Source organism: Cerasicoccus sp. TK19100 (assembly GCF_027257155.1).
GTDB lineage: Bacteria > Verrucomicrobiota > Verrucomicrobiia > Opitutales > Cerasicoccaceae > Cerasicoccus > Cerasicoccus fimbriatus.
On the sequence record NZ_JAPWDU010000005.1, the window covers coordinates 252,631 to 277,951 of the forward strand.

Genomic DNA, 25,321 nt, shown 5'->3' on the forward strand with positions numbered 1-25,321 from the left:
GCTTGTCTGGATATTTGAGCTGTATTAGATCTCATTTTCTGAAAGCCAGCGGAAATTAATAATTTTGAATTTTCGTCCCCATGTCTGGTTGATGTCACTGAGTCCTTCAGGTGTAGGCGTAGCATCGTTATCATCGTGATATGGTAACTGTGAGGCGTCGACGTAATCGGGGACACGTTGCACCACCGCCTCACAAAAGCTTTTAGCGACTACATTTCCTGCGATGTCGCGAACATCTCCGTAGCTGCGAATCACAAATGTGTCGGAGCGAGCACTTAATTTTGATCCGATGCTTTGAAGGATGTCTGCTTGCGTTAAGAACGATGGGATCCCACGAGCGGTGTAGGTTCCTGTTCCCAATGCTTGCGGGTTCTGAATCATGCCGTAGCTGTTGTCATTTATGTAAGTTTCATCGCTATTATCGAGGTCGCGACCGGCATTATCATCGATTAATTGATTGAGCCCAGCAGCTTCGATGGCCGCGTCGATGACCCCCATTTGGGAGCGAGGATCACCGGTGGTCAGGCGCCGATTGACAAATTCCGCGAGAGAGAGGAACGGTCCCCTGTAGCGAACCTGATCGACGATGGCTTGTGCCAAGGCATCCACTTCAGCTTCATTGAGTTCCCTGTACCCCTGCCAAAGCGAACGCTCTTCATTGGTAGAGGCTTCAAGGGGACTGTCAAAGTTGGGAATCCTAAACCGAGAGAAGGCAGCTTGGATGGATCCATTTCCAGCTTCATCGGTGAGGTTAAAGATCGAATCAGTATAAGTCGGAATTTTCATCGGGCTACCTGCGAGGTTGGAAGTGGCCAGCATGGCTTTCCAAGCCTCTACCGAAGTCGAATTCACATTGAAGCCGCCTTCGAGTGTTTGGTATCCCGCCATCTTCAGGTAAGCGTCCGCCTGAGGATCCGTGCCGTTGATCACATCACTGCGAACGTCCTCCTGGGTGCTACCGTTGGGAACATATGCTGTCAGTGCGGCATTCGGGGCTTTGCCACCGCTCATCCAATCGTCGAAAACAGTATCGATCGTCGGGGCCGTCGGATCCAAAACGGATCGTAGATCCGCGATGGTGGAGAAATAGTAGCGATCCCACAAGCGATGGTTGCTCAGATACGTGTGGTCGTAGAAGCCATATCCGAGAGCGGTTGTTGCTAGGGTGGCCGAATTTTCAGGGATCAATGGATGTGCAAAGGAGTTGCCGGTTGCGTATCTTACCTTGGGCAGGTAGCCACCCCCGAAGATGTCGGCATGTTGAAGGCTGGCAATCGATTGGAGTGGGGAGACTGGTATCTCGTACTGAGTGGCCCGAGACTTGCCCCATGTCGCTGTTTGGGCGGTGTGGTGGTAGCCCTCGTTATCACTGCCGATCGCAGGTGCAACGGCAAATCCACCTGCGCCCTCAGGGGGCGTTTCAATGGATAGGTCGTAAGATTGAAAGGCCGATGCTTCTTCACCGATGTCGTAATGACCGTTAAATTGCGATAAATTGGTCTGCAGGTGTGGCACTGCGGGATGATAGGCTATCGTGCTTTCCTCTTGAGTGACTTTTCCGCCGATTCGAAGCACAGCAAATGTATAGGGAATTAGATCGTCAGCTCTGGCATCCGTTTTTGCGGTTCCCTTGTCTTCAAAAATCGGTAATTGCTGAGAGCCGGCAGTGTGTCCTAGCTCGTCTACGGCAATGATGCCAGTGCTGTAGGGCTCATTTTTTTTGCTAGCACTTTTCGCGAGCAACTTCTCTCTTTCATTCTCGCTGGTGCCCTTATTGGAATTGGTGATCGTGCCCTCGTTATAGTCAAAAACGTAACGCCCAATCAAACTCACAGTATCTGTGTCTTCCTTTTGGTTTCCTTGGAGGTTTGGATCGTCTCCGTAGAGTTCGACTGCGAAAACTCCGTTATACGTGTCGGGAAGTATTGAGTTGCTTGGTGAGCTGGTTGCGCCGAAGTCCGCCGGGTTTTGGGTGCCATCGACTAGATCGACCTCCACTTTGATGCGATCGCCATTGATAACGAGCATCGAAAAAATACCTTGGTGCGGCTTGATCTGTCTAACTTGAGACGTAATTCCATTGCCGGGGGCTCTACGGTCGTAGGCATAGCCTTTCACAGATATCGTGCCGTTGTGCCAAGTTGCGGAAGATGGGCTGATCTGATCCCATATTAAACCGACTCCTAAATCATATCCGGGCGAGAGGGGAAGGTTGCGCTGTAAATCAGCGGTGGAGTTCCATAGGGTATCTGCGATCGTGCTGCCGGGATCAAATCTGGGTGAGTATACTTTACTTTCTCCTGGGCCCAGTTGCAGGCCGCTTAAGCTCATTCCAAATCGTAACTGTTCAATGTCACCGTTATTTGTTTGAGCCCAACCCCTTTCAACCATCTCGGAGAGCGCAACAAAGTCTTCTGTCATGGGAACCGCCACATCGGCGTTGGGGAGACCTTCATGGTTATACATATAAAACTTAAGGCCAATTGGAGGGTCACGAAGAACCAACCACATCTGATCTAAGTCCAGGGGTACATTGTAGGGGTTTTGGAATGTTATGACGGGAGTCGCGACAACATACACTTGACGCACGTAATTGTAACTAGGATCGGTTATGTTTGTTTCCTTATTTACATCACTTTTCTGGTCGAGATTGAGGTGCATGTAAAAGTTGGTAATGTCATTTTTATTCCCCTTGAAAAGGCTTGGTTCATAAGTGTCATGAGGCGGCAGGCAGATCAAAGAGAGATAGATTTCAATCTTAGTGATGGCCGGAGCTAAACGGTAGGTGTCGGGAGCGGGTAGGGGGAGGTCGACGGAGGCACGATCACCGTCTCCCGGAGCGCTCGGATTGCCTTTCCATTCACTTAGGGAGGCTTGCGCGCGCGGTAACCCGCTAGTGGTGCTTGTTAGTCGATTGCCATCTGTGTAGAGATTTATGTAGTCGAGTAGGGCAGACCAATGGGGATCGGCCTCGGTGTTGATCGCGGAGGCTGTGTCGCTGTCCGAGTAAAGGCGACGACTGCGGTATTCTGTTGGCCACCTGGTATTGTCTTGTCCGGCTTGTGGGTTGCTGTTCAAGCTCGCCAGGGTGCTAAGGTCGCGTTTTAAACCGCCGTCGACGACGTTGCTCAAAATAGACGTGGAGTAAAGGGATACGTCATGGACATAGGGGCCCAAGTCATTCTGTGTGGGCGTGCCGTTGAAGAGGAACCCAACGTGTTCGAAATCGACAACTTTGTCCGGAGAGGAGCTGTTTCGCGGGAAAGCGGCAAATTCATTGCTGGCTCCCATGGCTTCTATGCCGATTGCGCCCGGGCTATCCCAGTAGGTGAGTGCGTCGGTATAATCTGTTGGGGCATCTCTTTGGCTCAAATTTAGTCGTGCTTTGACTCCCTCATCCAGTACAGCCCATCCCATGCGTCCATTGCTTGCCAAGCCGTTTGTGGCATCTATTTCCACCAACGGTGCCCAAATTTCTTTTTCATCCAGGGGGGTAGTGACGTTGCTTGGATCGTCTGGCTGTAAAGTGCCTCCGCCTAAGAGTTTGACCACCTCTTCCGGGCTCAACGTATTACGGTAATCGTTACCAGCTGTCGCTAGCTGCTCGGGATCTAACGAGGTTCCGGGCGCACTTGCGGGGGTCGATATGAGCCAGCGACGGAAGCCGTTCTGTGTTCTTTCGGCGTAATCGATGGTGTCTCCCATCTCCCAAAGATCGGAGTTTCGATCATCGACTGTCGTGTTCGCACGATTCCCCGAGCTATCCCATACGCCGACTAAGTAAGGATTTTCGACGGTAATGGAATGATCGTTTCCAGGGTGGTTTAGGATGTCAGCATTTGCAGATATTCTTTGGTCGGGCCCCATTTCTTTCTGCAACATGCCAATAGCCTGGTAAAGACCCAGCAGTGCATTCTGGTCGGCTTCAGCCTTCTTGATCTCGCTCGTCGATACGCTTATTTCTACTTGGACCAACGTCGTCATGGAGAGCATAAGCACGACAACGAAAGCCATCAAGGATAAGGCAATAACAAGAGCAAAGCCGGACTTTCGGCGACGTGATGTGTTTGGCGAGGTCGTGTCACACATATGAGGTTGACGGTTTGAGGTCTAATAATTTTTAGCACATCGAGGGGGGCGGGGTAGTGCCCATGGATTTACAAAGGCGGTCTCGATGGTGCTGCGATTTCGTCAAATATTGATTTATAATGTGACTGATTTGAGTAATAATGCAACAAATCATTTTGTTTTTTTATTAACAGGCTCTTGTGCTAATTTTTGGCAATAATGGATTTTGGTAATTTACAGAATATCGTCATTCTTGGGCGTTTAATAATGTCAAATTACTGATTGGAGGCATTTTGCGGAAACTGTATGAAAGTCCGAGCAACGGTGGTGTGTGCCCAGAAATTTGCCGTTCACAGTCCCCTGCTTAGTCCTGTGAGGACCGATCTGATTGATTTTCGACCAGGAGGCTCCCAAAAGTTGAGCGGAGTTTTTCGTTAGATGGGTTCCAGACGGATTAGCCGGATGCCTTGGCTGGGGCAGTTGACTTCTATTTTCTCAGTTCCGGGCGGTAGCACTTCTCGCGACAAGCGAGTGAACCTATGTTCGGTATCTACGGCATAGATTTCCAGGTTCAGGGGCTCTTTTCCCGAATGGTTTTGCAGTTGGATGTAAAGGTCCACGGCTTTGGGCCCCACATTGCTGATTAGAATCTGTGCGGTTTCACCGTCTTCCGAAACGCCGGATTCCGCGAAAAGATTGTTAGCTTCGCCATTGATCGAGCATGTGATCCGGTTCGGTGTCTTGAGCAGTTCATTGAAAGCTTTGAAGGCAAAATAGGTGGTATTGGGGGTCCCAGCCGGGCTGAATAAGCCCCAGCGGGACATGTCCCCGGTATAATAATGTGCCGCATCGACCGGCTGATCCTGCAGTGTCATTAGTGTCGCTGCGATAAAGGCGGCTCCCGGCGCTCCGTTGAGGTCTTCGAACAAAGATTTTGCATAGCCAGGCTCCGAGCGGAGGCGTTTCCAGTCGCCATTAAAATAGTGCCATTCGTTTAAATCGGTCGTTGTCTCAGTGAAACCCTGTTCGTCGAGTATTTCGCGCATGTCTCGTGCCGATTCGGCAACGGCGTTTGGATTGCTGGTGTAGAGGTGCCAGGACATAAAGTCTAGGGGAGCCTCTTGTTCGCGGCAGGCTGCTAGAAAGTCTTTCAGGAACGACTTGTTCTTGGCCAGAGCCGGCCCACCGACCTTGAGCCCGGGATCATGCTGTTTGATGGCTTTCGCTGTGACCGCATACAGTTTATAGTATTCCTCCGGGGTGCCTGTCCAGGTCGCTGAGCTGAGATCCGGCTCATTCCATATTTCCCAGTGCTGGATGTCGTGGTGGAAGCCGTTCGCCCAGCCTTCGTTGTAATGGCGGATGATATTCACGCACACTCGCGCCCATCTATCGTAATCCTCGGGAGGGTGGACGTTATATTTGCGGGGTGAATGTTCAATGCTGGTGCCCAGCCGGAATACGACTTTGGCTCCGGCGTCGAGAACGCCCTGAATATAATCATCGGTCCGCTCGAAGTTGTAGTTGAGCGGATCGTCGGGGTCAGCATGGGCAAGTGGGAAAATCGTGGGAATATCCACCGCATAGGAACCGGAATGCGGCACATCGTGCAGGCGGCAGGAGGGGATGCCCGCTTCGATGAAGAACTGCGTCAGATCCGGGCCTCCGTAAGTGTTGACCGGGCCGTTGTTTACACCGTGCAATGCGCGGAATTGTCCTGCCGGTTTTGAGAAGTCCACCACCAGCTCGAGGGATCTCGCTGTATCTGTTTCGCTTAGTACATCGGGGACCCTTCCTTTCAAGGGAGCGGCGAAGATGAATAGAGCCAAGAAAACGATACTCAAGGCACAATGCTTCGCAAGTCCGTGGTAATCTGCCGACTTCTTGCGGGTGGCACAGATAGGATGCTGATGCTGCCTGCTAATCTGGAGGGTACTCGCGATTTTGAATTTTGAGACTGTTTTAATCGCCAATGGGGCTTGACTTTTATTCGTCATATAGTAACAGAATTAACTCGTTACTAAAAACGTCAAGCTCCAACACCTATTTGTGGGGTGGTGCGTTGCAATCGAGTTCAGTTTTACGCCAGGCGAGAGGGCTTGCCTACCCTTAGCGTTCCATTGCACCGACTTAAAAATTACTTTATGAATAACAAATCCCAGACACACTTCAGTTTCCCTCTTGTTCATACCAGACCTCTTACGGTCCTTGTCTTCATGCTTTTAGGCTTATGCAGTATGATGTCCGCATATGGCGAGAGGCTCGGCGAGAAGGGGATATTCCTGACGGATCAGCGTATTGATAAAATCCGGGATAATATTTACGGGCAGGTTTATCCGACGTATGAGGCGTTCCTGCAATTGAAAGAAGACGCGAATGCCGCCATGGAGGGGGAACCAAATCCGCCGACCGTATGGTACGTTCCCGGATACTATAAGGATGCCGATGGGCACCAGGCGGCAAAGCTTGCCCTTCATGACGACGCCAACTCCGTATATGCCTTGGCGTTGATGTATAAGCTGTCAGGAAGGGACGAGTACGGCCTTGCAGCCGCCCGTTACATTGATGCCTGGGTAGAGACTGTTGAAAAGACCGAAACGAAGGATGACTCGATGCTTAGCTTTAGCTATCACTTCCCGCCTTTCATCTTTGCGGCCGATATGATTCGCGACGATACAACCATTTGGCCGATAACCAAGCAGCGGGCCTTCAGTGATTTTCTCCGCAATAAAGCAATCCCCCTCAACACGATGAAGACGCCCAATAACTGGGGGAATTGGGGAGCGGTTTTGGTGATGTCCGGAGCGGTGTATTTGGACGATCGGGTGATGTTTGATAAGGTCGTCGAGCGGTGGAAGGCACTGACGCGCGATCAGGTTGCGGATGACGGTCATTTGCGGCATGAGGTGAATCGTCACGTCCGGGGCGACCGTGGAATTTGGTATTCCCACTTCAGCTTGTTCCCTCAGACGATCACTGCGGAGATCGCGCGACTACAAGGTGTGGATCTTTATAATTGGAAATCAGAAGAGGGCCGGAGTCTGGAGCTGGCATACGAAACGCTTGTGCCCTGGACAGTGGATCCTTCAACGTTTCCTTACTACAAGGGCAAGCCCTCGGGACAAAAATTGACGGATTACATCAGTTACTGGGAAATCCTTAACATGCATTGGCCTCAGCGAAAAGCACAGGGGATGATTGAAAAGATGCGGCCACTCACCGCGGATCATTCAGCGCCGTATCTAACCCTCACGCACGGATCTCTGTCTCCCTCGCTTTGATTCGGCTTCAAGCTTCTCAGCAGAATTTTCAACTAGATCTCGTTGATCTATAAAATAGTGCCTGGCGCGGTTGGGGGATCGCGCCAGGCATTTCTTTTATCGAGGTAACATAAGCTTGTTCAATAGGCGTTATGCGGGCCAATTGCAGGCCGAGAAACCATTAAAGCCTAGGTTGTCGACTGGGTCACTTCAGCCACATGAGTCAATCAGGACCACAAGGCCTATCAGCAAGTTGACTTGAATCCCGACGAAGAGAAGGAAGACAAAATATCGATTCCTATCTCAGCCTGCAGCATGTTCAACGCAGACGGAAAGCGGATTTTCGAAGCTGATGAATTCGAGTTGAAGCGGGGCTTCAGCATTCGCGATTCAGACTTATTGAAGCAAGGGTTTTACGTCATTTGACCACTAGGAGATGCTGCGATTAATTAAAAATTATTTCGTGGTTTCCGGCCTTTAGGTCGAAGGTCTGTTCTCTGTCCGATGCCTTGACCGCCAAGGTCAGTTGGTCGGTGCAGCAGACCGTCAGTTTGCGACGGTCAGAATTGTCTGCGGCCTCGCACATCACGGATACGTTGCTCGATCCGACTGGAAGTTCGTCGATACCGTGACGGTCCTCGCGGTTCAGGTGCCAGGTCAGCGTTCGCCGCACTCCATCCGCACGGAGTCCTAATACATTTTCGATAAGCAGTGCAATCGGCCCGCAACCCGTCCATCCGACAAAATCAGGACAACAGATCTTCCCTTTTTTCTCGGTTGTTCCGGGGGCGTGGGCATCCGGTGCATACATTTCCCATAGCGTCCCGGTTTCCTGAAAGACCGTAGATAGCGTCTCCAAATACCGGATCGAACATTCGCGTGCAAACGACTCGTGACCGCAGGCTTCCAGCCCTTTTATGACCATGTAGTTCGTGGGTGCCCATACGCCGCCGCGCCAATAATTTCCGGTTGGATCGTAATAGGGTTGGTCGGCTGCGAGACTCGGAAAGATGGTGGGGCGCCAGAATTGACCCGGATCGCGCAGGTTCTTAATCAGTGCTTCCTGTTTTTCCGAATCGGCGATTCGAGCCAACAATGGCCAGAAGGCGGCGATCGTTTTCCAAGAGGTCTGCTTTCCTTCCACATCGACGTCGTGATAGAGACCGGTCTCGGGGTTCCAGCACCATTGATTGATCTTATCAGCAATCTGTCTGGCGAGCTTCCGAAAGTTTTTTGCTTGCTCGTCTCGGTCGAGCTCATCGCACATCGCGGCGAGTTCGTTGTATTGGATCACCATCTGTGCGGAAAAATCCACCCAGCCCTGTGGGTCAGTCGCTGAATGCTGATTCGGGTCACCGATGCGTCCTTCGTCCCGTGGAGTGTTATCGTAGCCACAGCCTTGGCCGTTGTTCCAATACAGTCCGTGGACGTCGCTTTTCCGGTGCGCCTCGATCCACTCCGCGTATTTTTCCAATACCGGGATTACCATTTCAAAGCGGGATTTGTCCCCGGTCAGTTTGAATGACTCCACCTCGGCCCACGCAAAGAGCGGCGGGTTGATTGCCCGGGCGAAGTTTTCTCCGCCTCCCCACCAGTGATCACTGCCGTCGTCTTCGCGGATTACTCGCCAGATCAGCCCGTCGTCGTGTTGGCGGCAATAAAAGTTATCCATCGATTGGATGGCCGGAAAGACCGAGTGTCCGTACCGCGCAAACATCACCATGAAAATGGTGTCCCATTGATACAGGCATTCATCGACCCCATCGACGGACAGTCCTTCGTCGATCCAGTTCGATACGAAGGGTGAGCAAGGCTTCGGTTTCTTTAGCCGGGTAAAGGCGATCTCCCAGGCTTTCCAATACATCGCCACCCACTCTGGATTTCCCTCCAGGGTGGGCGACGGTAGCCGGTGGCGCTCCTCGGAGAATTTGGGCAGTTCCTCAGGCTGATAGTGCTTCTTTGAAAAATAACGTCCACGTGATTGATTATTCATGCTGAATTTCTTGACGCCGATAACTCTTAGTTCGGAGGCAACCCTCTCGTGCTTCGTGCTCTGGTAGGTTTAAAAGGCTAGTTTTGAATCTTTGAGTGGGCACCGGTGAAAATCAACAATGAAACGATTTTACTTGTTTCATTATTGTTTCGTAGTAGCCATGTATCCTATGTCTTCCATTTCACTGCATTCTTTTTACCGGCCTTTGAGTTTCGTAAAAAAGCAACTCATGAGAACAAGGATGGGGTATGTGATCCCGTTTGCCATTCTCGTGACCGCGTCGTCTTCTTTTGCTGAGCCTGCGGCACAAATCTTCCGCGTCGGTGAGGGCATTACCTGCTTCGTTCCGAAGGGATATGATCCCCAAAAGACCCCTTCGCTCATTCTGGAGAAGCCGGTGGAACCGCAGGGTGAAATGGCGAGTCCCTCCTCTCTCCAGCCAGAATTTACGTTGGTCAATGGTAAGGCTGGTGCGACGATCGCCCTTTCCGGGAACGTTGATCTATATGGCGGCGGCGAGGTCATGGGGCCGTTGCGCCGGAATGGTAAAACGATCGAGTTATGGAACACCGACAACTACAAATACAAGCTTTTTGACCAGAAGCGCCTCTACCAGTCCCACCCTTGGGTGTTGGGTGTGAATCCTGATGGCACTGCTTTCGGAGTGATTTTCGATTCGACCTGGCGAGCGACACTGGCCACCGAAGACGAGCAAATTTCGTTTCAGACTCAAGGAGCTCCGTTCCGGGTATTTTTGATCGAGCGGGATTCACCGCAGAGCGTTCTGGCAGGCCTCGCTGAGCTGACGGGACGGATGGACTTGCCGCCGGTCTGGACACTGGGTTATCAGCAAAGCCGTTGGTCCTATAAAACCGCCGAGGTTGTTCGGGAGATTGCCACCGAATTTCGAGACCGCCAGATCCCGTGTGATGTCATCTGGATGGACATCGATTATATGGATGGATACCGTGTGTTCACGTTTGATAAGAATGCGTTTCCGGATCCGGAGGGACTCAACGACTATCTCCACGACAATGGCTTTCGCTCTGTCTGGATGATCGATCCGGGTGTGAAGTTGGAGGAGGGGTACGAGGTTTACGACTCTGGGACCGCGAAAGACCTTTGGATCAAAACCGCCGACGGAAAAGCGTATGAGGGGCCGGTGTGGCCTGGTCTCTGTGTTTTTCCTGACTATACAATGCCGGAGACCCGCGAGTGGTGGTCCAAGCTTTACGATGGGTTTGTGACGCTCGGAATGGATGGTGTCTGGAACGACATGAACGAACCGGCTGTCTTTAATGACCACAAGACGATGCCATCGACGAATTGGCACCGTGGTGGTGGTGATCTTCCTGCGGGCCCGCACCTTCTTTATCATAACGCCTATGGAATGCTGATGGTCAAGGCGACGCGCGAAGGCATTATGGCCGTCCGTCCGGACCGTCGACCTTTTATTCTGAGTCGCGCAAATCTCCTCGGTGGTCACCGTTATGCCGCAGCCTGGACCGGAGATAACGCTTCGACGGAGGAACACATGAAACTGGCAGTGCCGATGAGCCTCACCCTTGGGCTGTCGGGCCAGCCGTTCAGTGGTCCGGATCTGGGCGGATTCGGCGGAAACTGCACGCCGGAGCTTTTCTCCGAGTGGATCGCTTCCGGGATATTTTTCCCGTTTGCACGCGGTCATGCAGAGCGCGGAACGCCTCAGAAAGAGCCATGGGCCTTCGGACCTGAAACAGAAAACACGTCTAGAATTGCGATTGAACGACGCTACCGTCTGCTTCCCTACATTTACACCGCTTTCCAGCGTGCGTCGGTCGAGGGGCTTCCGGTGATGCAACCTGTCTTTTTCGCGGACATTCAGGACGTTGATCTTCGGGCCGAGGAACAGGCATACCTCGTGGGAAGTGATTTGATGGTGATCCCGAACTGGGCGGTTGATCCTGAGTTGCCTAAAACAACTTGGCCCTCATTTTCGATCGTGCCAGCCGATCAGGAGGATCCCATCCAAGCTGATGTTCGTATTCGCCCGGGTGCCATTATTCCCATGGGGCAGGTTGTGCAAAGCACGTCGGAGCCTTATATGGACGAGCTGACTCTGGTTGTCGCGCTGGATGATAAAGGACGTGCTTCGGGCACGCTTTATGAAGATGCTGGTGATGGCTACGAGTATCGCGAGGGGGACTTTGCGCAGCTTGAGTTCACTGCAACTCAAGAAGGAAATCGCGTGCATATCGATTATAAACGCAAGGCCGGCAAGCGGACGGTGGACGAAAATCGCCCGCTCCATGTCGAACTTATTATGAGTGACGGCGTTAAGAAGGCGAGCGGAAGACTTGGCGAAGGCCTCACGGTCGAACTCTGATTACAGAGGCGCTCGTCGACGCAGTTTTTGTGACTGGCGAGATGTTCCTTCTTCTCGTTTGGAGCCCTAGGGGGCAATGCCAATAATCATTCGATCAAATCCCGGCGTGTTGCTACCGGCGCTTCCGATCGCGATTCTATTGGTGGCGCTCGCATTCAAAGTGCGGAATACCGTCAATTCATGCCATGTGCTCCAGTCCCCTGTCGGAGGAAAGGTCACCTGGGTGGTTGCGCCGTTTACGGTTAAATTCACCACTCGATCATCATCAAATCCATTGATATATCGGATTTTCAATCCTTTGGCGCCTCCGGAACCGCCTTCGATATTACGCCATGTCAGGGCGGCCCCGTTGGCGGGCATGCCGACTGATTGACCGTCGCTTCCCGGATTGCTCGAGCTGATGAACGCGCCACCGCTGAGAGTCGCATCCTCGCATTGGTAGACTGGAAGATCGATGGTCAGCTTGTCCATTGCCGGAGGGTTCGAGCCCGTGCTGGCCAGAATGATGGTGTTGTTGGTTCCGGCATTGAGGTGAGCATTGAGAGAGCGGTTTTCCCAATTTTGCCAACTGCCGGTCGGGAGCAGTGAGAGTGTATGGACATTCCCATTGACTGTGAGGTTGATGCTGCGCGTGTCCGGAAATCCGCTGGCATACCGTATGCACAGTGCGCGCAAACCTCCGCTGCCTCCATCCACGTCATTCAGTCTGGCCGAACCTCCCCATGCAGGCATGTTGATGTATCCACCCATGCTGCCCAAGTGTGTGCTGGACGTGGTGGACCCGCCGGAGAGGAGCGCCGCCTCCAACTGGTAGTAGGGCGGCACGTGGTCGTTGGGCAAGACCTCGGGCGCGAGGGCAAAGACCTGTTTATCATTGGTAAGCTGAGTCCAAATCTCCGCCTGGGTATCGTTGGCGGTGTTCGCAAAGGTCAAATATTTATCGGGTGAGCACAGGGGCCGTAGCTGGTATCCGCCGACGACTTTGGATAATTGCCATTGTTGAGCGACGCTTCCGTTATCGGCCCAAAGTTGAACTTTTGCTCCGTTGGAATTGGCGGCTCCGTCCACATCCAGAGCCAGGTGGGACGCATGAACGGGTTGTATCTTATAAACACTGTCGCCGAGATGGGTAAATCGCCAGAGTTGGTTCGCAGAAACGTCTGGATACTTGCCTCTCCAGGTAATCACCGGTGTTCCATTGCTGCTTCCCCCATCGGATACGTCAATCCGCTGGCGGGTGTCGACCTGCGGTGTCATCGAATATAGTCCGTCTGGTATCGGAAGGTCGGGCCAGTATTCTCCGCTCAGTTGATCGACCAATGAAATCAGTGCGTCCTGGTCGGATTGGTTTCCTGCTGGAGAGGCATGAAAGGCGATGCCGGGCATATCGGGGAATTTCCGTTTTAGTTCGTCCATGCGAGAACGCAGACGATTTTCCGTCCATTCGAAACCGTTCCAGCCGGCCTGGTCGGTGATGTATCCCATTCCATAGACGACTTTTCGGATCAGCCCGCGCTGTTGGAACTCCTCCAGGTGGGCGATGCCCTCGCTCCAGTCGACTCCGTTATCCTCTTGAATGGTCAGCTCGTAGCCTTGCAGCATATTGAGGTCGATGGTTCCGCCTTCGGTCATGTCGTAGAGCTGATCCGCACCCAGATAGGAAAGCCAGTTGGCGACGAACACTTCCGGGTTGAGAGACTTGCCCGCGCGCAGACCGGTTTGGATCCAATCGTAGGCCTCTGGATCGCTGCTGTTGGCAACCCATTCGTCCATGGCTACTCCTGCCGCGACAAAGTCGAATGGGAGCTGCGAGCTCGAGCCGTCAATTCGCTCCGCGCGGGAGACCTGCGATGTCCAATAGTCGTCCTCTACACTTGGATCGAGAATGTTGGAGTCGCTGAGATTGGAGCCGGATATTCGATTGAGATAGGTGACGCCATATTGCTCAGTGATTTTGGCTGCATCCCCCGATCCTCCGCCCGTGGCGATCGTGATGTTCTGGTAGCGGGTTGGGTCGGATTCGAAATTACCGGCGTCGTACCATAGTCGATAGGGATACCCAGGACGCCAAGCGGCAACTGACGGACTGCCGAGACGGTAAAACCGCTTTCCTGAATAGGGCGCGGTGTCGATGTAGGGGGCAGAGGGCGCGACTACTTCCGGGTCGGAGGGAGTGAGGTCAATCGGATACCAGTTTCCCGAGAGGTCGTCGGTGGTTACAAGCGTTCCACTGCCACTCCAGTCAACTACAAAACCGGATTCGAGCGGGACCGGCGGATAGATCTGGGGCGGTGCGCCCTGACTTGCTATTTTCATGAAATTTAGATAATAAGCCTTGTCTGGGTTGTTGTTGCGACTTCCGGGGGAAACGGTGAGCGTGATGGCGCCGGAAGCGCTCGGAACGACACCGTTAATACTGGCGATGCTGCTGGTGTTGTTGGCGGCGTCCAGGAGGGTGGAATGGGTGGAGGCGCCGGTCAGTTCATATTTGGTTTCCCGGTTGTCGGTCACGCCGGCTCGGGAGGCGAAAAAGGTGAAGTCATAGGATTTGCCGGGGTCGAGATTTGAAAAAACAAAGACACCTTTTTGGTTATCGATAAATCCCCATGAGGGGACGGTGCTGCCGAGCATATAGTCGCTGGTGCTGCCGGAAGGGAAGGGTCCAGTGGTGGTGCCGTGGGAACCGATTCCGGTCATGGCGTCTGTCATGGTCAGACCGATCCCTGTTGAGTTGCCGCCCGAATCCAACAAGTCGTTCGAATACTGGTGTGGCGTTCCGCTTCCGTTCCCGACGGCGTCTCGGGTCGACGGATCGAGTGACAATCGATTCCAGGTTTCCTTAGTGGTGGAGGAGGCATTGGCGCCGAAGTCGATCAGAATTTCGAGGTCTTTGGTGGAGGCACCACGGGTGGTAATGCGGGTGCTTGGAGTGGGTAGCGGATCTCCTGAAAAATCCGTGAGATTGGAAGAGACATCCACAACAATGTTGCCGGAGGGGGAGGCGGCCAGTGTTAGCTCGACCGTGGTGCCGTCGGAGGACAGGGACGCTTCCGTGACGCGGATGCGCCGGCCCTGATTGATGATCCGATAGTTGGACGGATTGCTGGCCTCCGTCGGAGACATAGGTTCAGAAAAAACGATTTGAATCGTGGTGTTGTCCAGGTCATGGAGTCTCTGGATTTCCGGCCCGAAGAGATTCTCCGGACGGGTGGGGGGCAAGGATCCATGGGTCAGCGTCAGATAGGGCGCGGAATGATCTGCGGTCAGCGGCCGCATCTCCTCGATCATCCCAGCCGCGAGATCGTTGGGCCAGTGCATGTTGAGGATCTCCCAGTAGCTGATGTAGTCGGTCAGTTTTTGTCCGGAGGTTCCGGTGTAATAGGGAAAGGTGGAGGGATCGACAGTCCACGGCACGAGTGTCTCATAGGCCAGCTCGAGGCAGCGTCCCTCCGGGGACTTCCAATTAAATAGATCGAGCCCCTGTAAGCGTGCGATTTCCGCGCTGATCGTCTGTGGCATCAGGCTGAAATGGGAATACCAAATCCCTCGGTCGCCAAGAGTCTGGCGACGGACCTCATGCCGTAGATGTCCATCATCGGCGATCTGATCTCGCGTAAGCGCCTTCCACCGTGCGACCGCCTCGTCGAACAAGTCCTCATCCTGCAGATATACCGCGCTGGCAAATACCAATACGCCACCCCAATTGCCCCAATTGTTGGCCACATGCATGGTGTTCATGGGGAGCGCCTTGTTCCGGACGAAATCGCGGAATGCCTGTTGCTCGGCTTCTGGCCAGATGTGGGTGTTGTCCTCAATCAGATCCGCCGCAAAAATAAAGGGCGGAAAATGATAGCTGAAACTCAGTCGGGAATCGTCGTGCGTCCTCATCTCCTCGACCGTTTCAACCCAGGCGTCGATGTAGCGCGCCGCTTCTTCGGCAAACTCGTCATTCCCAGTCAATTTGTACATCAAGGCCAAGGCATAAACGGAATTGGCGTCATCATGGAGGGCGAGCTTTGCCGCTTGGTGCCCATCGGGGTCACTGTAATACCCTGGCACATACCAAATGGTCGGTGGCCTTGGTTTACCCGCCGCAGCCGCGATTGCATCCTGCTCCAGTTGTAGGTAAGCTTGATAGGTAGGCTCCTGCTCTGCTTGGATGCGCTGCTTGATCTGGTCGATACGGTCCTGGGAGAGGAAGATACCTAACTCGCCGAGGTTCGCCGCCTGAATTCTTAGCAGCCCAAGTAGTCCGATCATAACTATGGCAAAGCCACGTGAAAAGGAGAGGAGGGATGGAATTGCCATGAGTGTTTATTGGAAGAAGTCGTTCTTGAGCCTCTTCTTTAATTTCTTGGAATCATAGGTCTCATGCACAGCACGATAGACCACGGTGCTCCTTCTGTTCTTTTGATATAAAACAGCCCCATGGCATCTGTTCAATGCGCGCCATATTCAGTATGATTCGGTGCCTGAACAGAGCCATGGGATTGGGAGCGTCGTGTGAGTCTTTAGAGCTGTATGTTGACCTTCATTCGATCAAATCCTGGCGTGTTGGTTCCGGCACTGCCAATTGCGATCGTATTAGTGGCTCCGGAATTCAGAGACTGAAACGTTGTGTATTCATGCCAAGTATTCCAGTCGCCTGTCGGTGGTAAGGTGATCTGGGTTGTGGCACCGTTGATTGTTAGATTCACGACGCGGCCATCTGTGAACCCATTGACATAGCGAATCTTCAGTCCTTTTAAGCCACCGGTTCCACCCTCGACTTGACTCCAGGTCAGGGCGGCTCCCGTTGCGGGCATGCCGACTGCTGCACCGTCGCTGCCGGAATTGGATGAGCTGACGTATGCGCCACCGCTTAGAGCGGCATCCTCGCACTGGTAGACAGGTATACCGAAGGTCAGTTCATCCATCGCAGGTGGTTTGGCCCCTGCACTGGTCAGAATGATGGTATTGTTGGTTCCAGCGTTGAGTGGAATGTTCAAGGTTTGGGTTTCCCAGTTTTGCCAGCCGCCAGTTGGGGGGAGTGTGAGCGTATGGACATTTCCATTCACTGAAACGTTCATGGTACGTGTGTCCGAATATCCGCTGGCATATCTGAAGCGAAACTCACGCAGGCCACCACTTCCACCATCGACGAAACTCAGGCTAGCAGAGGGTGTTCCCGTTGTCGGCATGCCGATATACCCGTCTCCCATGGCACCCGAGTTCGCGTTGGAACTGTAAGTGCCTCCGGATAGGGTTGAGTACTCCCACTGGTATTTTGGAATATCAGGGTTGATGTCGACCTTCATGCGATCAAACCCTGGCGTGTTTGTTCCAGCGCTGCCAATGGCGATCGTATTGGAGGTTCCAGCGTTCAAAGTGCGGTATACGGTCAGTTCATGCCATGTGCTCCAGTCCCCTGTCGGAGGGAAGGTCACCTGGGTGGTGGCACCGTTTACGGTTAAGTTCACCACTCGGTTATCGGTGAACCCGCTGAGGTAGCGGATTTTCAAGCCTTTGACTCCTCCGGATCCGCCCTCGACATTGCTCCAGGTCAGGGCGGCTCCCGTGGCGGGCATGCCGACTGCTGCACCGTCGCTGCCGGGATTGGATGAGCTGACGTATGCGCCACCGCTTAGAGCGGCATCCTCACATTGGTAGACCGGTAGGCCGATGGTCAGTTTATCGATGGCAGGTGGGTTGACACCTGAACTGGACAGAATGATGGTATTATCTGTTCCGGCATTGAGTGGAATGTTGATGGCTTGGGTTTCCCAGTCCTGCCAACTGCCAGTTGGAGGGAGTGTAAGCGTTTGGGCATTTCCATTCACCGAAAGGTTCATGGTTCGTGCGTCCGAGAATCCACTGGCATATCGGAATCGTAACGCACGCAGGCCACCGCGGCCTCCGTCCACATTATTCAGGCTGGCTGAGGCTCCTGTGGCAGGCATTCCGATATAGCCACCCATACTGCCTACGTTCGTGCTGGAAGTATAGGCTCCACCGGAGAGCGTTGCGTTCTCCATCTGATAGTAGGGAGGAACATGATCCGTCGGCAACACCTCTGGTGTGATGGCAAATGCCTGCTTGTAATTTGTGAGCTGAGTCCAGATTTGTGCCTGTGTGCCGTTTGTGGTCGTATGGAACATCAGGAACTTATCGGGTGAGCATAAAGGGCGTAATTGAAATCCCCCTACGATTTTGGATAGTTTCCATTTTTGAGCATTCGATCCATTGTCGGTCCAGAGTTGCACATTCGCACCATTGGAGTTACTCGCACCACTCACATCCAGAGCCAGGTGGTCGGCATACGCTGGCTGAATTTTATACACACTGTCGCCGAGGTGAGTGAACCGCCAAAATTGGTTTGGGGAAAGGTTTGGGTATTCGAAGACCTGAGCAACTACATCCGTGCCATTGCTCGTGCCTGAGTCGTAGGCATCTACACGTTGCTGGGTGTCTACCTGTGGGGTCATTGAATAGAGCCCGTCCGGTATCGGAAGTTCGGGCCAGTATTCGCCACTCAATTCGTCGACGAGCGAGACCAAGTTGTCCATGTCGGATTGATTGCCTGCTGGATAGGAGAAGAAGGCGACTCCGGGCATCTCGGGAAACTTTCGCTTAAGTTCCTCCATTCGTGAACGCAGAAGGCTTTCGGTCCACTCGACGTTGTTCCAACCAGCTTGATCGGTTATGTGGCCAAAACCGAGCACTGTTTTTCGGATCAGGCCGCGCTGTTGGAATTCCTCTAGGCGGGAAAGTCCGTGATTCCAGTTGAGTCCGATTCCTTGCTGAACCGTCAGTTCATAAACCTGAACCATGTTGAGGTCGATGGTTCCGTCTTGAGTCATGTCGTATACCTGATCGGCATCGACGTGGGCGAGCCAATTGGCTACAAAGACTTCTTTGTTCTGAGTCTTGCCTGCTGTGAGACCGGTTTGGATCCAGTCATAAACCTCTGGGTGCGTGCTGTTGTAAATCCATTCATCCATGGCGACTCCAGCTGAGATGAAGGTGAAGGGGTATTCCGTACTAGGGGCGGAGGAACGAACAGACGGGTTGGTCCGTGACTCGTAGTAGCTGTCCTGAACGGACGGATCGGGGATGTTGCTATAGGTGGTGTTGCTACCAAATATCCAATTGAGATAGGTGACCCCATATTCCTCGGTGATCTTGGGCGCATCACTGGATCCCCCAGCCGTGGCAATGGTCATGTTCGGAAACAAACTGGGATCGGATTCAAAATGGCCGGCTCCATACCAAACCCGGTAAGGGTAACCGGGTTTCCAGGCTTCGACGGTTTGAGCGATTGCGGGAGAGCCTAGCGCTAAGGCACCGAGAACGCAGAGACCCTTTCGAACGAGCGACAGGGATGAGATTTGTAGAAGTAGGCGAGAACTGATTGCGTTTGGGGATAGAGCCATGGGATATGATGGGTTGTGTGTTGTTAAGGCGGGGTAATGCCTTATATGTAACATATGACTAATGTAACACAAATGACTCTTATCGCTCTAATTCTTAACTGTAAAGAATTAAAACGCCTGCTTTATCAGTAAGGGTTTATTGGAATAATAGCACGGGGATTCTGTTCCATTATTATTTGTAGATTATGGAATCGGAAACCGCTTTCGACTGGCTCGGCGTTAGGTCATTACTACGCCATACACTCGAGAACTACGTCTGTCCTGGGGGTGTGTAATAATGAGGCAGAATGCCTGCAATGGGGCACTTACGAACTCGAACGGCTAATTGCCAAGTCTTTCGTGATTTGCTGTACCATCTGTGGAGTTAATGGATAAGCGAGCATCAGCACAGCACCTGCAATTGCAAAGGCGGCGGGGATCCAGCTCATCAATAATTTCATGCCGGGAAGAGTTTGTGTGATCGTTGATGGATCCATCCCGTCATAGCCATACCCGGCCAGAACTACCAACACTAACGCGCCGGCAAATCCGCCACCGGTTTTTTGCACGAATGTGCCCGCTGAATAAATGAGTCCCGTGGCTCTGCGTTTGTGTTTCCATTCCGAATAATCTGCGGCATCGCCAAGCATGGTGAAAAATAAGGTGGGCAACATCGCTGCAAATAGCTCTGAAAGACAGCCCATGGTAAATATCAGCACGACGTTGTCACTCGGTAGCCAGAAAAAGACTGCAGTGAACAACGCGCTACCCAAGAAAGAGATAATAAATAGATTACGTTTTCCAAAGTATTCAGCCAGTTTTCCGGTACACAGGGCGCCCAAGATCGAGACGACTAAAAGGAGGATGAAATATTGGCCGGCCATCAATTCATTGCCGACGTAATATTTGAAATAATAGGCGATAACGCCATATTTTATGCCGTTAAACATCATCATCAAAAAACCCATGCCGAGTAAGATCAGCCAGGGTTTATTGGTCAGTAAATCGACCATATCGCGCTTTGAGTCGGACAACTGGCTATGGTCCTGTGCGAGTAGACGCTTGATGAAAAAGCCCATCGATGTCATCACGATAACGAAAAATATGCCTGAGTATACATCGCGAAAATGGAAAAACAGGGTAATGGATAATAAGGGCAGTGTGATATATGGTAAGTTTTTCATCAAATCCACAAGTCCCGCTTTCAATCCGCTTTCGTTCGACAAATGAGGAGTCACCCGTTCTTTTGTGGTGAGAAATGTTATGAGCATCAGCACTGCGAGTAATCCGGCAAACACATACATGGTGTATTGATACCCACGCGCACTGTCGCCTTGGCCAAAATGAGCGACTAAATCCGGTAAGAATCCCATCACCAGTAGACCGCCCGCAAATGCGCCCGCAAAGCGAAAGCCGGAGAGCCGTGTGCGTTCCAAATCATCGCTGGTCATCACGCCCATTAAGGCGGAGTATGGGACATTATTTGCTGTATAAGCTAAGGTTAGCCCGATATAGGTGAAATAAGCATAAACTAATTTTGCGGTTGGGCTTATGTCTGGAGTCGTGAAGCACAGCACCATGAATATGGCCAAGAATGGGGTGGACCATAAGATCCAAGGCCTGAATTTGCCGTACTTGGTTTGTGTGCGGTCGGCAATCATGCCCATGATGATGTCGGTTACGCCATCAGATAGCCTGACCACCAGAAAAAGTATGGCTGCAGCGGCCGCAGAAATGCCAAAAGTATCGGTATAAAAAACGGCCAAATAGGCTAACGCGCCGCGCCAAACTAAGTTTCCGCCCGCGTCGCCCAATGCATAGCCGATCTTTTCATGCAAAGGCAGCTTGTTTGTTGTTGGAGTGCTCATCCAGGAATATTAAGAGAGTTGATTGGTTATCCCTTCGCGGGATAGATGGTTATTTTGTCCACACTCAGCTTGGCTTCTTTAGGACCATGAAGGATTACTTCGTTGGTTTCTCCTGCGCGCAGATTCACCGGCACCCGGATCGTCCTCCAAGTGCGCCAATCTTCGGTTGGTGGTATGTCCACGCTTTCAAGCGTGCCATTGACCTCTATCTGGAGGGTGCATTCGTCCTTTTGTCCGTTGGCATAGCGAATGCCGATAACTGCAGGCCCACCGGCTCCGCCGTCAATATTCCGGAATTCAATTTCATCTTCCGGCGAGTGAAGGGAAACATAGCCTCCCATGCTTCCAGGGTTACTGGAAGATTCGCTGGCGTTGCCATTCAAAGTCGCTTTTTCCGCCTGGTAGTAGGGCGGCACCGGATCAAGTACGCTGACCTCCGGGTTGAACGCCCAGATGGTTGATTCGTCATTTGTTGGAGGAACGACAGTAAGTGGGCTGCCTTCTTCCGCATTAGGAAAGGACAGCCGCAGCGTTTGCTGATTGAATGGAATGACTCGATACCCCTGGTTGGTGTGCTCCAGCCGCCAAACTTGCTCGGTGACTTTGTCCGTTTCGGCGAGAATTACTTGGTTCCCATCCAGGGCCAGGGATAGCTTGTCTGAATAAGCCGGCTGAATGCGATAGTTCCCATTATTCAGGCTCTTGAAGCGCCATTTTTGATTCTCAGCAGGTGCTGGATACGGGGATCTTCCGAGTTGAACTGTCGTCCCGGGTGTTTCACTGGCATTCGCCGCCTCCATCCGGTATTGAAAATCTTCTTGGGAGACGAGGGTGTATAGACCTTCGGCGAGCGGTAGGGCCGGCCAATACTCCCCGCTCAGCCGGTCGACCAGTTGCACCAACTCGTCATATTTCCGCTGGTTCTTGGCTCCGGCGTTGAAAAATGAGATGCCTGGCATGTCCGGGTAGCGCCGCTTCAGGTCCTCAAACCGCTCTCGCAGATACGCCTCGTTCCATACCTTGTCATCTTTCCAGTTCGCGTAGTCCGTGACGTGGCCCAAGCTGTAAAGCGTTTTGCGCATTAGTCCCCGTTGATTGAATTCTTCGAGACGCTCAATTGCCACGGTCCAGGGAACGCCCAATCCGCGATCTTTGGTTAGTTCATAGCCTTGAACGAGGAATAGGTCGATGGTGCCATCATAGCCCATGTCATAGAGCTGTGTGGCACCGCCGGAAAGCCAGACGGCCACAAAGGTGTCGGGTTGGTTTGCCTTGCCGAGGCGGGTGCCTTCCGTGATCCAATCGTAGAACTCCTTGTGCTTGGTGCCCGTCCATTCATCCATACCCAATCCGGCGCGACGGATTGCGTAGGGGCGCCCGTCTTCGGCCTTTTCAGTGAGGCGGCCCAACTGGAACCGCTGCTCCCAGTAGTCGGGACCGGTGCCGTAGTCCATCTTCCAGTTGCTGCCGAAGATCCAAGCGAGATTTGTTTTGCCCGCTTCATGTGCGTCGTAGGCGTCACCGCTGGTAACCACGTTGAGATTCGGATAGAGCTCCGGCTTGTTTTTAAGATCGGCCCCATACCACACACGATAAGGATAAGATGGCCAGATCGCTTGCACCGTGTCTTCCGCATGCAGGTTCGAGGTTATGAGTGAGGCAACAAAAACGAGGTATAGTAACAAAAATATATTTTTCACAATAAGCCAGAAACGTAGGCCGGTATGCTAGGAAATCAAGCGAAATTATTGGCTATAGGGGAGCAGAGGGCATTGCTAAGGCTTGCGTTGCTTCAGTCCGCAGTCTGGTTGGTGCGCACCTTCTCATTTCTGGAGCATTCCAGGGCTAGTCGCTTTAAGGTTCTTCCGTGTTCGTATGGCAAACACGCCATAAAAAAAGACCCGCTGTTTGAAACAGCGGGCCTGGTTGAGTGAAGGTTGGTGGGATTAGTTCCAGTCGATTCCGCGGACGCCCATGCCGTCTTTCCACGGGTCGGTGTCGGCGATGGGTGAGGCCTCGATCATCTTAGCCAGCTCGGAGCGATAATTGTAGATATCTTCAGAGCTCTCGGTCCAGTCTTCGCGGCTTCTCACGTAAGTGTTGACCTTGTCGAGGGTGATCTTTGCTTGGCGCAGCCACGCTTCGTCGTCGCTTTGGCCAGCTTCCTCATACTGGCGAACTTGATGTTGGAGAATCATCCAGTAGGCCAGGTCTTCAAAACCGTCGCGGTAGTTTTCCGCCCGGATGGTGGGGACCAGTGTGCCGTCGGCCATGATGTTGAAGATGCTGCCGTCGCCGTTGGCGTTGATGTGCTTGGCGAAGGGGTCCCAGTTGGTATAGGGGAAGTCCTCAATGCCAGGGTTCTGGTCCCAGATGCTCATGTGGTAGTAAAGGAAGCCGTCGGGCTTGTATTTCATATGCATCAGGCCGGTGAGCACGCGGTTGTCCACTGCCGGATAATCAGTGAAGATGTTGGGGTAGGGGCGAGGTGGCCAGATGCAGGTATACCACCAAACCTTGCGTCCCAGCTTGTTGGCTTCCTTCGCCAGGGTAGGATTGTAGCGGCTGATGATTGGAACCCAAGCGCCCAGATGCTCAATGGGCGAATTTAAACCATAGGAGTGATCTTGGGAAGTGGTCATGGTCAGCAGTTCGGGGAACTCATCGGAGATCCGTTTGGCCGCATTGTTAATGCTCTCCCAGGAGTAGGGGGGCGTTTCGTCGTAGCCATAGATGTAGGCATGATCCAGCAGGCCGCGCTTTTTTGCTTCTTCATAGTAGGGGCGGACGGACTCGATGTATTTGTCGTCCGCACCGTGGAAGTGGCTGATGTTGAAGGCGACCAAAGTGCCTTTTTTAACTTGGTGGTCGATGAGTTCCCAGTCGACCGCATCCAGTCGGTTCGGATCGGCCCAGCGATAAATGTTGTCCATGCCCATGTAGTAATCGTTGAGGACATCCACATGATCGAACTTATGCTTTTCCCAGCTTTCCGGTGTCCGGAAGTCGCCTTCCGGGGCATCCTTGTCGGCGAAGACATATGTGATCGCGGTGGGGATCGGCGCGTGCTTGGGCACGTTGAATCCATAGACTTCAACGTAAACCGGGAACGTCAGCTCGTCTTGGCCTTGAGCTGAAACGGTGAGAGTGCCGGAATAAAGGCCGGCTTTTTGGTCGCGGGGTGCGGTGATGCGGACCCACCAAGACTGCAGGTCGCCCAGGGCCACGTCGATTGGTTTATCGGTCGCTATGATCGGCTCGGGCCACCAGCCGACATAGTCGACGTTCGGCTCGGTCTTTTGCTCGGTCTTGCTGTAGGCCATCAGGTCCACATCCACATTGTCGCCGGAGATGGTTTCGCCGTCGGGGCCGGTAAGGTCGGACATAGTGACCGTGGCACCCTTGACATCGCCCTGGAAGGGCAGAATCGCGACTTGGAAGGCCTCCGTTTCGCCACCGGCGAGGCTGAGCTGCCAGTCGCTGACCATCTCTAGATTGGTCGTCGGCATGTGCTTGGGCATGAGCTTCACCATCGGAGAGGAGAAGCCGACCAGAAACCCGCCATCGGTGGTGAGTGAATAGTCGGACAAGTAGTTACGGACTTGCTTAAAGCGCTCGACTGTGAGTTCAGCTTTCCAGATATCATCCGCAAGGGCGACGGCATCTTTGTCCTGTTGCGGGCCGGTTGCCTTTTCTGCCATGTTGTTGAGCCATTCGGTGAGCATTTCATGCACAGCTGGTAAGTCTGTCGCGAATGAGCGTGAGGAGGCGCGCACTTCGTCGATCATGGCCAACTGTGTGTCGCGGCGCATGTTTGCGACCGCCTCCGGCAGTAATGGAGTCTCGGTGTCGGGTGCAGGGTCGTCTTTGTGGAGGGCTACAAAATTATCGATATGAAAATCTGCAGGTTCGCCTTCTGCCACGTGGAAGGTCATGAAGTGGACATTATCGTGACGGACAAACTTCGGTAGTTTTAGCTTCTCCACGACTCTTTTGGCCGAAAGAGGGGGGAGGGTAACCAAGAATTGATACCCGTTTTCGTGATCGACGACAAATCCGACCCGCACTCGAAGTTCCACAGGTGAGCGGTTGACCAGATCAAAAGCCACCCGGTCGTAGGGTTCAAAGTTGTTGTCCCAGAACCGCAGGTCGAAGCCAGGCTCGGGGGATCCGGGTTCCGCAATCAGCCGAACGGAGGTTGGGCCTTGCGTTCCAAACTGATTGGACGCGGATACTGACTGGGTTTCGGGGTCGTCCACCCGCCAGTCTTCCATCTGCCATTCGGGTTCAAAGTCATACATTTGGAATTCTGCGGAAGCGGTCGTCGCCAACGCAGACACCAGAGTCATCAGGAGGTGTAAGGGTCTTTTCATTGG

10 protein-coding genes are annotated in these 25,321 nt (G+C 52.9%); 2 read left to right on the forward strand and 8 right to left on the reverse strand.

What is annotated here, in order from left to right:
• Positions 1-24: 24 nt before the first annotated feature.
• A complete protein-coding gene (locus O3S85_RS13775) occupies positions 25-4,089 on the reverse strand; it encodes a hypothetical protein (protein WP_269541054.1) in 4,065 nt (1,354 codons plus the stop codon).
• Between the two features lie 413 nt (positions 4,090-4,502).
• The gene (locus tag O3S85_RS13780) at positions 4,503-6,065 is read right to left on the reverse strand and encodes a GH39 family glycosyl hydrolase (protein ID WP_269541055.1); all 1,563 of its coding nucleotides are present in this window, start codon (positions 6,063-6,065) and stop codon (positions 4,503-4,505) included.
• Positions 6,066-6,212: 147 nt separating this feature from the next.
• On the opposite strand from O3S85_RS13780, the gene O3S85_RS13785 reads away from it, so the two are divergent.
• Positions 6,213-7,349: an alginate lyase family protein gene (locus O3S85_RS13785; protein ID WP_269541056.1), complete on the forward strand. Its 1,137-nt coding sequence runs from the start codon at positions 6,213-6,215 to the stop codon at positions 7,347-7,349.
• 424 nt (positions 7,350-7,773) lie between these two features.
• On the opposite strand, the gene O3S85_RS13790 is transcribed toward O3S85_RS13785, so the two are convergent.
• Positions 7,774-9,321, reverse strand: a complete 1,548-nt coding sequence (locus O3S85_RS13790) for an MGH1-like glycoside hydrolase domain-containing protein (protein ID WP_269541057.1) — start codon at positions 9,319-9,321, stop codon at positions 7,774-7,776.
• A 229-nt stretch (positions 9,322-9,550) separates the two neighbouring features.
• Between O3S85_RS13790 and O3S85_RS13795 the strand changes: the two genes are divergently transcribed.
• Positions 9,551-11,686, forward strand: coding sequence for a TIM-barrel domain-containing protein (locus O3S85_RS13795; RefSeq protein WP_425499855.1), 2,136 nt, complete (start codon positions 9,551-9,553; stop codon positions 11,684-11,686).
• Positions 11,687-11,752: 66 nt separating this feature from the next.
• On the opposite strand, the gene O3S85_RS13800 is transcribed toward O3S85_RS13795, so the two are convergent.
• The 5 genes from O3S85_RS13800 to O3S85_RS13820 form a co-directional block, all read right to left on the reverse strand.
• Positions 11,753-15,946, reverse strand: coding sequence for an alginate lyase family protein (locus O3S85_RS13800; protein ID WP_269541059.1), 4,194 nt, complete (start codon positions 15,944-15,946; stop codon positions 11,753-11,755).
• Positions 15,947-16,197: 251 nt separating this feature from the next.
• Positions 16,198-18,888: a carbohydrate-binding protein gene (locus O3S85_RS13805; protein ID WP_269541060.1), complete on the reverse strand. Its 2,691-nt coding sequence runs from the start codon at positions 18,886-18,888 to the stop codon at positions 16,198-16,200.
• A 515-nt stretch (positions 18,889-19,403) separates the two neighbouring features.
• The gene (locus O3S85_RS13810; protein ID WP_269541061.1) at positions 19,404-20,945 is read right to left on the reverse strand and encodes an MFS transporter; all 1,542 of its coding nucleotides are present in this window, start codon (positions 20,943-20,945) and stop codon (positions 19,404-19,406) included.
• A gap of 26 nt (positions 20,946-20,971) precedes the next feature.
• A complete protein-coding gene (locus O3S85_RS13815; RefSeq protein WP_269541063.1) occupies positions 20,972-22,630 on the reverse strand; it encodes a carbohydrate-binding protein in 1,659 nt (552 codons plus the stop codon).
• 261 nt (positions 22,631-22,891) lie between these two features.
• A complete protein-coding gene (locus O3S85_RS13820) occupies positions 22,892-25,318 on the reverse strand; it encodes a glycoside hydrolase domain-containing protein (RefSeq protein WP_269541065.1) in 2,427 nt (808 codons plus the stop codon).
• Between the last annotated feature and the right edge of the window lie 3 nt (positions 25,319-25,321).